Annotated in this window: 15 protein-coding genes and 1 pseudogene; 6 read left to right on the forward strand and 10 right to left on the reverse strand. The window is 40.3% G+C overall.

The window, feature by feature from the left end:
* Window positions 1-23 precede the first annotated feature (23 nt).
* The gene (locus SCIP_RS07985) at window positions 24-647 is read left to right on the forward strand and encodes an IS30 family transposase (protein WP_048349379.1); all 624 of its coding nucleotides are present in this window, start codon (window positions 24-26) and stop codon (window positions 645-647) included.
* On the opposite strand, the pseudogene dcm reads toward SCIP_RS07985, so the two are convergent.
* From dcm to SCIP_RS08360, 3 genes and pseudogenes are all read right to left on the reverse strand, one after another.
* A pseudogene (dcm, locus tag SCIP_RS07845) lies at window positions 580-836 on the reverse strand (DNA (cytosine-5-)-methyltransferase). The gene SCIP_RS07985 and the pseudogene dcm overlap by 68 nt on opposite strands.
* A 282-nt stretch (window positions 837-1,118) precedes the next feature.
* Entirely contained in the window at window positions 1,119-2,489 is a 1,371-nt protein-coding gene (locus tag SCIP_RS06390; protein WP_006293518.1) for an MFS transporter, read from the reverse strand.
* A complete protein-coding gene (locus SCIP_RS08360; RefSeq protein WP_219851386.1) occupies window positions 2,486-2,695 on the reverse strand; it encodes a hypothetical protein in 210 nt (69 codons plus the stop codon). The genes SCIP_RS06390 and SCIP_RS08360 overlap by 4 nt, the downstream gene beginning before the upstream one ends.
* A gap of 95 nt (window positions 2,696-2,790) precedes the next feature.
* Here SCIP_RS08360 and SCIP_RS06400 point away from each other — a divergent pair, with 95 nt between their 5' ends.
* The 3 genes from SCIP_RS06400 to SCIP_RS06410 are packed head-to-tail and all read left to right on the forward strand — an operon-like array spanning window position 2,791 to window position 5,085.
* Window positions 2,791-3,915: an ArsR/SmtB family transcription factor gene (locus SCIP_RS06400; RefSeq protein ID WP_006293517.1), complete on the forward strand. Its 1,125-nt coding sequence runs from the start codon at window positions 2,791-2,793 to the stop codon at window positions 3,913-3,915.
* The gene (locus SCIP_RS06405; protein ID WP_040591273.1) at window positions 3,916-4,509 is read left to right on the forward strand and encodes a helix-turn-helix domain-containing protein; all 594 of its coding nucleotides are present in this window, start codon (window positions 3,916-3,918) and stop codon (window positions 4,507-4,509) included.
* Entirely contained in the window at window positions 4,510-5,085 is a 576-nt protein-coding gene (locus SCIP_RS06410; RefSeq protein ID WP_006293516.1) for a DNA-3-methyladenine glycosylase I, read from the forward strand. It begins immediately after the preceding gene.
* Window positions 5,086-5,486: 401 nt separating this feature from the next.
* Here SCIP_RS06410 and SCIP_RS08515 read toward each other — a convergent pair whose 3' ends face one another.
* Together SCIP_RS08515 and SCIP_RS07860 are read right to left on the reverse strand one after the other, a co-directional pair.
* The gene (locus SCIP_RS08515; protein ID WP_006293514.1) at window positions 5,487-5,591 is read right to left on the reverse strand and encodes a putative holin-like toxin; all 105 of its coding nucleotides are present in this window, start codon (window positions 5,589-5,591) and stop codon (window positions 5,487-5,489) included.
* Window positions 5,592-5,749: 158 nt separating this feature from the next.
* Complete coding sequence (locus SCIP_RS07860; protein ID WP_006293513.1) at window positions 5,750-6,061, reverse strand: ArsR/SmtB family transcription factor; 312 nt, start codon at window positions 6,059-6,061, stop codon at window positions 5,750-5,752.
* 69 nt (window positions 6,062-6,130) lie between these two features.
* Between SCIP_RS07860 and SCIP_RS06420 the strand changes: the two genes are divergently transcribed.
* Window positions 6,131-6,493: a hypothetical protein gene (locus SCIP_RS06420; protein ID WP_006293512.1), complete on the forward strand. Its 363-nt coding sequence runs from the start codon at window positions 6,131-6,133 to the stop codon at window positions 6,491-6,493.
* 250 nt (window positions 6,494-6,743) lie between these two features.
* Window positions 6,744-7,277 (forward strand): response regulator transcription factor, encoded by a 534-nt coding sequence (locus tag SCIP_RS06425; RefSeq protein WP_006293511.1) that lies wholly within the window; start codon window positions 6,744-6,746, stop codon window positions 7,275-7,277.
* Between the two features lie 192 nt (window positions 7,278-7,469).
* Here SCIP_RS06425 and SCIP_RS08520 read toward each other — a convergent pair whose 3' ends face one another.
* The 5 genes from SCIP_RS08520 to SCIP_RS06450 form a co-directional block, all read right to left on the reverse strand.
* A complete protein-coding gene (locus SCIP_RS08520; protein ID WP_050752393.1) occupies window positions 7,470-8,231 on the reverse strand; it encodes an IS30 family transposase in 762 nt (253 codons plus the stop codon).
* Window positions 8,232-8,406: 175 nt separating this feature from the next.
* On the reverse strand, window positions 8,407-9,270 hold the full coding sequence (locus SCIP_RS06435; RefSeq protein ID WP_006293510.1) for a carbohydrate ABC transporter permease: 864 nt from the start codon (window positions 9,268-9,270) through the stop codon (window positions 8,407-8,409).
* Entirely contained in the window at window positions 9,270-10,148 is an 879-nt protein-coding gene (locus SCIP_RS06440; RefSeq protein ID WP_040591267.1) for a carbohydrate ABC transporter permease, read from the reverse strand. Before SCIP_RS06440 ends, SCIP_RS06435 begins: the two co-directional genes overlap by 1 nt.
* An 87-nt stretch (window positions 10,149-10,235) precedes the next feature.
* Window positions 10,236-11,528 (reverse strand): ABC transporter substrate-binding protein, encoded by a 1,293-nt coding sequence (locus SCIP_RS06445; RefSeq protein WP_115672887.1) that lies wholly within the window; start codon window positions 11,526-11,528, stop codon window positions 10,236-10,238.
* A 171-nt stretch (window positions 11,529-11,699) separates the two neighbouring features.
* The gene (locus SCIP_RS06450) at window positions 11,700-12,326 is read right to left on the reverse strand and encodes a YesL family protein (RefSeq protein WP_006293507.1); all 627 of its coding nucleotides are present in this window, start codon (window positions 12,324-12,326) and stop codon (window positions 11,700-11,702) included.
* Window positions 12,327-12,438 lie beyond the last annotated feature (112 nt).

Consider the following 12,438-nt stretch of genomic DNA (forward strand, 5'->3'; position numbering starts at 1 on the left):
AATCAAAAGGAAGGTAATCACAAATGACCTATAAGCATCTTACCATAACTGAACTTTCATTTATATCTGATTATGGGCGCTCGGGGGTTAAAGCCTATCGAGTAGCGAAGCTACTCCATCGTAGTGGAGAAACAATTTACCGAGTTTACCGCTATTTGAACTGCGGTAACACCATTACTCAATACTATGAGCAGTACAAAGTAAATAAGTCTCACAACGGCAGACAGCCTGCGACTCTACCTTCAAATCAAGTTAAATATATTCGACAAAAGGTGGGGTTAGGCTGGACTCCTGACACAATTATTGGTCGTGGTGAAGTTAATATTGACTGTTCTATGCGGACTCTTTATCGAATGTTTAAACGTGGCCAATTTGATGTTTCAACGCTTCCCATGAAAGGTAAACATCACCCTAATGGTTATGTTGAACATCGTGGTAAAGCCGGCCAATTAGGCCGGAGTATTCATAATCGAAAAACTGATTATCCTAAATTCCGACAGGAATTTGGCCATCTCGAAGGTGATACTATTCAAGGTAGAAATCATCAAGGAGCTGTGACAACTTTGGTGGAACGTCTCTCTAAAGTTGAGATTGTCTTAAACTCTCACTATAAGTCTTTTTATACTCTAAATCTTCAAAAACTTTAATCATGGTTTTTAAGGTGCGTCCATGGTCATGTGTAGTTAATCCCTTAACATTTTCAACTAAAAATATTTTAGGATTAACTTGCTCCAATATCTTAGCATAATGATTAAATAGCGTTCCTCTTGTATCAGCTAAGCCCATTTTTTCTCTGCATAAGAAAAAGTTTGACATGGGTATCCACCACTTAACAAATCAATTTCACAATCTCGTGGGATATAGCCGAAAACTCTGGAATGAAAGAAAGTATTGATAAATTATTAAAAGAAGTTGAAAGTGGGATTAACCAAAATAAAGACTTTTATGTCCTGCTATAAGTTTATAGTTATTAATGGAATTAATAAGATCACAACATTTTCCAAATTTCTCCTCAAAACAAGGAACTAAAAGAGATTCAAAAAAGTCCCTGTAAAATCAGTCTATGAGTTACTGACTTTACAGGGACTTTTAACAGCAAACGTTTGTACCCTGAGGTTCTAACAATAATTAGTAGCGGCCACACTTCTTTTAAAGATTATGCTCAATAGAAGTGTGACAACAACCATGGCTAATGTTATGCCCCAATTAATTTGAATACTGGTTGCTAATCGTCCTGAGAACAGATTTAGGACGGTTGAACCAATGGCGGTTCCACTCGCAATGGCGATATTTTGAACCATTCTTTGTAGCGAGCCTAAACTACCTTGGCTTGCTTGATCCCCCACCTGCATAATCGCAGCAATATTTGCCGGTTGAAAGAAGCCACCCCCAACACCGTAGATGAATAACAATAAGGTAATTGCGAGCGCTGGCCAGTATTGACTAGCTATACATAAACCAGCTAAAGCAAAGGCGATAATGCTTAGACCTAGTAAGCTGAAGCGTGTGTTCTGATGACCGTCATTATATTTTCCAGATACTTTAGAAAATATGACTAAACCTACCGGTGCGCCCAAGACGAGTAATCCGGTTACACCAACATTTAAGTTTAGCAACTTCTCAAAGATAAAGGGTGGCAACAAAAAGATCATCGCTGAAGCAAAGCCAAACACAACGGTTTGCAGTAAATAAAGCCAGCTTTTAGGCGTAGCATTAAGACCTTTAAAGTCAATTAAAGCGAAATTGCGCTTAGTTTCCATAATATATAGCATTAAGGCAAACAGGAGACTTATACCAATTAAAACTACTCCCGGAATTAAATTTCGGCGGTTACTTAATAAAGAAAAGCCTGACAGCAATGACATTACTGATAGCGCATTGATGACACTCCCCCATAAATCGAATGGGGCTACCTTTTGCTGTTCTGAAACGTTTTTAATCAAAAAGTAGTTGCAGATCAACCCTAAAGCAGCAAAGGGAACGTTAATCCAAAAAATAAGTCGCCAAAGGTGAAGTGCTAAAAATAGACCGCCGATAGACGGGCCGAGTACGGGTCCAAGACCAATCATAATTCCTAAAATACCTAGAGCACTAGGGACATGCTTGGGTTCTATTAAAGTTGTAATTAAAGCGGCTGAAGTTGCCTGTAAGCCGGCTGCACCAATACCCTGCAAAATTCTAAAACTAATTAGAGCAATCATATTATTGGCAAGTCCACATAAAACCGAACCAATTCCAAAGAGAAGCAAACCAATTAAAGATAACTTTAATTTGCCATAACGATCACTTAGGTAGCCAAAAGGTAAAATAAAAATCGCCAAACTCATGGTATAATCTGTCACGCTTAAAGCAGCCACGCTGGTTGAGGTATGAAATTGATTTTCAAGAAAGGGAAGTGCGACATTTATAATCCCAGTATCCAGTGTTGATAACAACATACCCATACCAGCGATAGTAATAATTAGTTTGTTTTTTACTTTATCGTTCAATTTTTAACTTCCTTAGCTAGAAATGACAAATTACCGTTCTTTAGATGGACATAAATTGAGTGTGGGCGTTTAGTGTAGCCAACAAATCGTTGATGCTGCTCCGTTTTAGTATTACCTAACCATCCTAAACTGCAATCAACCCGTTCCCAGTACATATTGTTATTCGGCTGTGCCGTAAACTTAAGATGCTCCTGATCATGAATCATGTGCATACCTCTTTTCTTTTTGACTACGATAATGATAGAATAGGGTTGTTAATTATTCAAACGATTTCTAAATTCTCAAATCATAGGAGATAGTTATGGCAATCAAGATTAGCTTGAGTATGTATTCCCTACAAAATAATGAAACGCTTACCCAACGCATCCAGTTTATTTACTCGCCCTTAAACGAGTTATTTCGTAGTTTGCATGTGTTATTAAATCCGCGTCACCACGGTATGAACATTGATTGGGCTTTGACGGCACAGCAACAGCTCTCAAACGATTTTTTTAACGATCTCCACTATTTTTCTTTAATTTATGAGCTAGGGGTGCCACCGATTCTCCTTAATAATTTCGAAAGCCTGGCGCCAGATTTGGACACCGAAATTGATCAACTGAAAACATTTCTGGATAAAACCGACCCACAAGTTATTTTAGCTAGCCTAAAAAAGGTGACTTCAGATCGGGAAAATCAATTCATTCCAACCCTGGCCAAGAGTTTGGAATGGCAAGGATTTGCAGTTAACCATTCTCAGAATTTATTAATTGATTTAGCGGACAATCCTACCGCTGTTTATCAACGCTTACTGACTTTTATCACCAAATATCGCGCGGCGGTTTTTGATAGAACCTGGGAAATAAAGTCGCTAGATCGCTTTTTGTTAAATGAGATCAAACAACAATCGCTTTATTTGCGGCAATATGGTTTTACCAGCCTGGTGAATCATTTACAAATCGACCGGATGTTTTGGCAGCAAAAACAACTGGTCATTGTTAAACCATTTGACGAAACCATTCATCTGACTGATCAAGATACGATTTTATTATTACCCAGTTATTTTATATGGCCGCACTTATTTGTGGACCATTTTTCGCACGGGATTGTTCTATGCTATGACGCTCTGAACAAATTAACAGCCAAAATTAGCCCAAAGCATCTTGCCGGTGTATTTAACGCCCTTAGTGATATTATTAGACTTAAAATTATGAAGTATTTAGCTGATCAACCGGCCACAACTCAAGCATTGGGCCAAATTCTTATGATGAGTGATTCCACCATTTCTCATCATCTCAAACTCTTAAAAGATGCTGGGTTGGTAACTACTACCAAAAAGGGGAAATTTGTTTTATATGCCCCAACGGAAATTGTGAATGACCTAATGCCAGGGTTTTACACATATTTGGAAAGTAACGAAGGTCAAATAATTAAGGAGATGGGGTAAATGATCACATCGGCTAATATTTTGTCGCTTTTAAGTTGCCATCGTTTTTTAACGGTTAATGAACTGGCTAAGTTAGCCCGAGTAAGTCCAATCGACTGTCAAAAAAGCTTGACTGACTTAGAGCACCACCATTTGATTTATAGGCGGCGATTTGCGGGAAGAGACTATTTTATCAATGGGTCCGCCACGAGCATTACTGACCTTGGTAAAGAGGCCGAGAGCTATTTAAGCCGGCGAAAACAGGCAATTCAACTCGGAAAGGCGCGTACCTGTTATCAACATCTGGCTGGTAAGGCCGGCGTAACCCTTTTTCAGCAGTTGTTAACAGCCAATTGGATAGCCCCAGCAGAGACAAATGGTTATGCATTTACTCAACTCGGTAAAGCTAAGTTCGCAGAATCAATACACCAGCCGATTCAGCAAACTAAGGTTAAAACCTGTATTGATTTTTCTGAAAGGCAGCCACATTTGGCGGGTATCTTGGGAACACGGTTATTCAAAAAATTAACAACAGAAAAAGTTGTTTCAAGCGCCAACCAACGAACAGTCATTCTTCATAAACCAATTAGTGAGCTATTTAAGGAGTTGATTTAAATGCCAAAACGTTGTACCTGGGCAGCCGGTGGGAATGAGTTGCTTAAACACTATCACGATCGTGAATGGGGAACGCCTTGCCATAGTGATCAGAAGTTGTTTGAATTATTATCATTGGAAATCTTTCAGGCGGGATTAAGTTGGCAAACTGTTCTCAATAAGCGCCAGGCCCTTGACGATGCCTTAGCGAATTTTGATTTTCAAATATTATCGTCTTTTGAGGGTCAATTACCGAAGTTATTAACTAATCAAGCAATCATTCGTAATCAAAGGAAACTGCTAGCGATTATCCATAATGCACGAATTGTTTCTGATATGGTTATGCGGGGACAATCTTTTGACGCCTATTTGTGGCAATTTGTTCATTATCAACCGATTCAACATCACTATCAAAGTCATCTACAAATCCCGAAAACCAATCAGTTAGCTATACAAATAAGTCAGACAATGAAGTCTGCTGGATTTCGATTTACCGGACCGGTCGTTAGCTATTCGTTTTTACAGGCAGCCGGAATTATTAATGACCATGAAACCACCTGTTTTCGCTATAGTAAATTAAGCCAGCCAAAAAAGTAAAAAAGTCGCTTTCCATTTAGTTATTCGAAGCGGTCGTGTATATGGTTACATAAAATATTGGCGCTGATACCGGTATATCAAGGCTTGCAACAACAAATTAAGCAAACGACTGACCCAACAAAAATCAGAACTAAAAAACCAGTTAAATGATGTGCACCAGGAAATAAGTAATCGTACCCAAAAACAGTTACAGGATTTCGTAAGACAAAATCCCAAGATCAAACAACCTGATCCCGAATCTAATCAAATTCTGAAACGTTAGCCAGTTTTGTTAAGTCATGCTATAATGTTGGTAAGAAAAAGGAAGCCCCGCGTGAACAGGACTTCCCGTGTAGAGCCGCTTAAGACGGTGACAAATTTATACAGTTTAAATAACCGCTAGCTTGCCAGAGCTAAGGCGGTTATTTTTTTTGCTGACTTTTGATCAGCTCAACAATCAATGCGATTAAGGCTACGATAAAGGTACCGAAAGCCAGCATTAATTGTAAAGCGTCCGACACGGACACTTAGGCTACTCCTTTCGTTAGGATTTATGGGCTTTAAAGGTTTAACACCATAAGCACCACCTCCGATCGGAAATAGCCACCGCCTTAACTTCTCTACAGGCTTTAATTATACCGAGAATTTACTATATAACCAAGCACTCAAAAAGCTATTTTCAAAATTAATGGTGCCAATTATCAATAATACTTTTTAAAAGATTTGGAAATCTGTGATCTAGTTCTGCTTGTCGTAACGTAAGATAACTATGAATACCAGAACGCCTAACGGAGATTAAGCCATTTAAACGTAAGTTTCGGTAATGTTGAGATAGATTGCTCTTTTTCCCTAGATCATTAAAAATAGCACATGAACATTCCTTGCTTTCTTTAGACAACTTAGTGACAATTTCTAAACGAATAGGGTCACTTAAGGATTTTAGTATTTGTGTAAGAGTAACTTTATTGAGATCAATACTAGGTAAGTTTTCTTTCATACATAGCCGCTCCTTTGTTTACTTTTCAATTGTTTAGTATATACTAAACAGTTGAAAGAAGGTAAGTATATGGATTCAAAATCACAAATAATTGAACAATACTTTAAGTTATCTGACTTAGCTTCTAATGATGAACAAGTATTACATGAAATAATTCAACTTTTTTCAAAAAGGGCTGTAATCAAGGGCGCTAATGGTTTTATTGCTGATAATCCAACTAAAGTTGAAGAATTTTTTGAAAACTTTTTTAAAGATAATCGAGAATTAAGGCATCTTTTCCGTGTAGCCGTCAATGATGATAAATATCAAGCCGAGTGGGCCGTTGCTGGACGTAAACGTAGTGGGAAAATATTTGCATTTCATGGTTTTGACACATACGAATTTGACCAACAAAACAAAATAAGTTTCTTGAAAGTTAAACTTGAAAAATAGAAATCAGTAACGTCCATTAGGGTATAGTCAAAAGTTAGAAGGCATGTGACAGAATAGTGCAAAAGAGACCAGAGCTGATTCTCTATACTGCTCGTACACCTCTCAGAATGACACGACGTTCGAGCCATCGCCGCTTGATATCCAGAAGATAAATGGTCTTCGTAGTAAAAATGCGCTATACCTGATTATGCAGCACATTTTTATAAATGACTATGTACAGGAAATCCGATTGCTATGAAAGAGGTATGGTTTGGCAGCTGATTTTAAGCTCCTGCACGATGCTCATATTCTTGTTGTAGAAGATGATGCAGATATTAATTCCGTTGTATGCGAATATCTTTCTAACCACGGTGCCTGCTGCATTAGCGCATATTCGGGGACCGAAGCTCAGCTAGTTTTAAAGAACGAAAAATTTGACTTGATTATCAGCGATCTTATGCTGCCGGGCACAGCGGGAGAATCTATTGTTTCTCAGCAGCGGCACAGTGGAGATAATACTCCTGTGATTGTAATTTCGGCACGCAATACTGCGGATGACATGATTGATTTGCTAAGCATGGGTGCTGATGACTACGTTGCCAAGCCATTTGATTTAGGTGTTCTCGCAGCCCGGGCAGAGGCCCAGCTTCGCAAGAAAGCGTTGATTTCATCGGCATCTGCGGCAGATAAAAATGACCTCTCACAATCGCACAACTTCTCTCATGCTGCAACGTTTGGCAAATGGATTATTGATTCTGATGCTATGACTCTCAGCGTTATCGATTACGAAAATAATCATGCCTGATTTGCCAATTTAATCGTTATAACTTGGTGCGGTAGAAGTCATAAATTTCCTGCCGTGTTTTACAGTGTAGACTCTTGCGGGGAATATTATTTCGTTTAGAAGCAACGTGGTAGATATACGAGTCGTCTACTTGATTGAAATCCATGACTTTAGGAAGCCCACCACGACGTAGTAACCCGTTCGAGTTCTCGTTTAATCCACGCTGACCAGGGCTTCCGGGGTCAGCAAAGAACACACTCTCGTGCCAGTACCCTGGATGGCTTGTTTCCACCGGGCAAATTCAAGACCACGATCAAATGTAATAGATTTTACCGAGTTTATAGGCTGGTTTACTAGCCATGTATGGAGTGAGGTTTCTATATCGTCGGCTTTTCGACCTTTGGTAGGCAATGTGATAATACGTTTACTCAGTCTCTCAACTAGGGTAATGATGCAGCTTTGTCTGCCTTTGCCTACGATGGTGTCGCCTTCCCAATGCCCAAAAGTAGACGCGTAGTGAGGAAAGATTTGTTGTCTTTCGTGGATAGAGACCGCGCCGGTTAAACGACCGCGCTTCTCACTGTGATGGTTGCTTCTGCGTTTTCCTTTCCACGGCAGTAACGTGATAGACAACGTTCCTCGCTGAGCGAGCCGGTAAAGACTGCGCGTGGAGCATCCAATATTTTGGGTGTGAGCGATAACGTCAGGGCTATACCCATAGGACAAAAACTGTTTAATACGGAGAACACAGTCCTCGGATAGGTGGATAGAGTGTCTACCTCTGTGGTGTCTCATATCATGACAGTGCTGCGCCCAGTCTGAAATACTCTTACCCACATCTATCCAGTGTTTGACCCGGTAGATAGTTGGACGAGACCTGCCCGTGAGGTGACTAATCTTGGTGATGGGGATACCAGAAAGTAAGTATCCGTGTATGAGTGCTGCCTCAGATGTGGTAAGTTGTGTATGGGTCATTGAATATTTTCTTTCCTGTTGTTTGTGGTAATTCACAGGATATCAATGACCCTTTTTCTTTAGCTAGTGAGTGTAACGATTAAAATGGCAAATCAGGATAAAAATGAAAATGGCGTCAGCAACTTTTGCTGACGCCATTAAGTAGAAGAACTATCAGTAGTTCACTAGTAGTCCATTAGCCTTTCACCGCTCCAGAGGTCACCCCCTCAACAATGAATCGCTGCAAGAACAGATAGAGGATCAAGATAGGCAGCATTGCCAGAAGCAGGGCTGCCATAACAAGCCCTGTATCTGTTGAGTATGTTCCATAGAACATCTGAGTTGCAATTGGAATGGTATACAAGTCAGTCCGGCCCAAGACCAGCGAGGGCAGAAGATAATCATTCCAAAAAGCCATAGCATCAATCACAGTAACTGTTGCAATCATTGGCTTCATTAAAGGAAGGACAATTGTCCAGAAAGTACGCCACTTATTGCAGCCATCAATTTCAGCAGCCTCTTCCAACTCAGCAGGAATTGTAGTGCGGATAGCACCATGGAACATGAATGTCGCTAGAGCAACTGAGAATCCAACATGCATGAGGATCAGCGTAATACGGTGATTAAGTACCCCAAAAATACCACCAAAAACCGATACTAAAGGAACCATCAACACCTGGAAGGGAATCACCATAGACGCGACTAACAAAGCAAACAGCACCCGATTAGCAAGCCATGTTGGATTCCGCGCCATTACATAGGCAGCCATAGCAGAGAAGAGAACAGTGAGAACTGTGGCAGACACTGTGATTATGACAGAATTGCCAAATACCTGCCAAAAATTCATTGCCTGCATGGCATTGGTAAAGTTGTCAAAAGTGAATCCATGCTTGCCAACTAGCGACAAAGGGCTGGCTGTAATATCAGACATGTTCTTGAACACATTGATAACTACCAGGAGGAAGGGAGCTACAAATATAAAGAGCAGTATTAACAGAACGATCCACAGCAGAACATGAAGTATGCGGGAACGAACTTGCGCCTTTCGATTCGGTGTCATTATGCTTCCACCTCACCCTTCTTGCCAAAATAAACCTGAAGCAGACCAATTACTGCACATACGATGAAAAGCACCAATGCTTCTGCCTGGCCAACTCCATAATTCTTATAAACGAATGCCTTGTTATACACATGCATTGCTGCCAAGACTGACGAATTGAACGGCTCACCTTTAGTCAGCGAAAGGTTCAGATCATAAACCATAAAGCATCGAGTAGTGCTCAGGAAGATACATTGCACAAATGATGCTCGCATCAATGGAATAGTGACATTCCACATTGCCTGTGAAGATGAGCAGCCATCAATCATAGCAGCCTCTTTTAGGCTCCGGTCGACACTCATGAAGCCAGCAACATAAATTAGCATCATATACCCTGCATATTGCCAGACTGACACGAGGATTAAGGCGAAAAGAGCCCCATTTGCCGAAGAAAGAAGCGATGCAGTAGTATGCCCAGTAATGAAGTTGCCTATGGTCACAAATGCATGATTAAAAACAAACTTCCACACATAGCCTAAAACAATACCGCCAATAAGGTTAGGAATGAAGAAACCTGCCCGGAAGAAATTCTGCCCCTTGATCCCACTCGTTACCAAATAAGCAAGAAGGAAGGCAACCATGTTGACTAGGATTACAGAGATGACAGAGTAGATAGCGGTTTTACCTAGAGAAGACCAATAGGCTGTATCTGCAAAAGCCTCTTTATAATTATTGAAGCCAACAAAAGGTTTATTGCGAGAGACACCATCCCAGCTTGTAAAAGTCAGATAAAGACCATAAATAAAAGGAATGATGACAACCGCGAAGAAAAGAATAGCTGCCGGACCTGCAAAAATAAAGAACTGCCCAGCTTTATAAGAGAATTTGTTGCATTTCATGATCAATCCATTTGTTACAAACTGCGGCTAAAGCAGTTGCTCATACTACACTTTAAAACCTTAGCCGCAGCCTGGCGAACAGTCAGTTTACTTGCTACCCGACAGTTTTGCCGTCTTCCAGTAAGTAGTGATTTCGTTAGCAAGACTTGCGCGGTCTTCCTGACCAGCAAGATATTTCTGGAAATCAGCACCGAGAATGGAATAATGATCATCAGGCAGATAGTTGTAATTAGGAATCAAGGATCCGGAATCAGCAAACTTCTTGACAGATTTGCCCAGAGGATCTTTAACTTCAAGATTATTGTTCGAGAAAGGAGATACCAGAGCACAATCATCTACTATGAACTTCTGCCCATCCTTATTATCCACAAGCCACTTGAGGAAATCTTTTGCCTCTTTGCGCTGTTTAGCAGTGGTATTGGAGGAACTGTCAATGAAGAAGTACTTGGAACCGCCACCGACTAGTTTAGTATTGGTCCCATCGTCTGTGTTCTGCGGAACAGGCATCATGCCCATATTCTTGGAATAATCATACTTATTGATAACAGACCAATCCCAGTTGCCACCAAACATGAAAGCAATCTGTCCGGTTGCCAGCTTTTGCTCCGTTGTTTCCCTCTCCGCAGAAATTGCAGAAGACTTAGCATAATTGTTCTCTTTAAGAACATCAAAAGTATCCATTAAAGAAGTCCACTTGGCATTCTTGTTAAGATCTACCGTCCCCTTTTGAAGCTTGGAAATAAAACTATTTACATTTTTCTGTTCCTCATAGACCTGAGGAAGATAATGCGCCGCCAGAGACCAATCTTCCTTCATCACACCGGTGGGACTGCTCATGCCGCCAGCCTTCAGCTGCTTGATTAGAGCCTTGAAGGAATCAAGGGTCTTGTATTGGGAAGGATCAAAAGTTTTTCCTGTTACCTTTTTAATAGCATCAGCATTGTAAATAAGACCACGAGCTTCGATCGAAACAGGGAAACCGTATGTTTTGCCGCCAATGGCAATAGCGTACTTGGTCTTCTTAACCCAGGACTGATCACTGAGATCAACCGCATGTTCCTTGGCTAAACTATAAACATCTTTGGCATCAACCATAGAAATAGTGTACGGATCATTGGAAGCGTACTTGGTAGCAAGATGAGATGCCACGGTATCGCTTGAATAATAGACCTCAACTTTAACGCCTGTCTTCTTGGTATATTGCTTGGCCATCGCTTTCATCTGAGATTGAATCTCAGACTTTGAATTAAAAATTGTAATAGTTTTGCCATCGGAATTGGATCCTGAAGACCCCGATGCGCCGCAGGCGCCAAGTAAACTTACAGCTAACACGGATGTTACAGCAACAGAGAGAATTTTCTTTAACTTTAACCTCATCATTAAGGTCCTTTCTGCATTCACCGTATCTGAGAAAACTTTTCTGGTGCTGAGCACACTGTGAAAAGAACCAGATAACAGCTATTTCTGCTTCTGATTGCTAACCAGCAACCTACTCCATCGTATAGTACATCTTGAGTTTTGTCAAAAAAGAACCACCATTTTTCGTTGCAATTACGCTGAATTCAGACTCTCAATCCGTTTAAAGATAGGCACATAAAGCCATGCGCACCCATACATGGGAAGAGAAAGGCCGAGCAGAAAAAAGTAAGGGATTAGATACTTATAAAAGCTCGCATAAACGATACTACAAAGAATGACAATAGCCAGCATACCCATAGTCCGAGGGAAAAAACCTACAGCAAGTTTTATAGAATTTTTAACATGATGTGAGGTTTTATCCTCGTATCGGGATAGCAATATATAAAAATAATGAAAAATAATATAAGAAAAAACAGATACTATAGCAATGACAGGAGTAAACAAATGGCGGCTGCCAGCATCCATTGACTTTACTATGGTAAAATCTGCCACAATAAAAATAGTTATAGCTGCAAATACTAGCCAGGACAGCGTTGCTTGTTTGAAATCCTTCCTAAAAGCATCGAAAAACTGCCGAAAAATATAGGTTTCTTTTCCTTTAACCATATGCCACAGAACGCTATGCATGGCAGTCAAAGAAGCGCCGATAGTAAATAAAGGTAGGCAGCAAAGCACGGTAAGAAGATTAAGCTCGATCAAATCAAAGACGACACCCATAATGCGAAAAAACAGATTGTTCTGGTCAAAAAATCTGGACATTACGCATCACCTTCCGCTGATTAGCAGAGATTACAGATAAGCACTGGAATTAGCTGCTTGTCTGTGATTGTAATCGAAGACAAGGAAAAATCCTCAGGTTTTTTCTCTCTGT

Origin of the sequence: Scardovia inopinata JCM 12537, assembly GCF_001042695.1 — a bacterium.
GTDB lineage: Bacteria > Actinomycetota > Actinomycetes > Actinomycetales > Bifidobacteriaceae > Scardovia > Scardovia inopinata.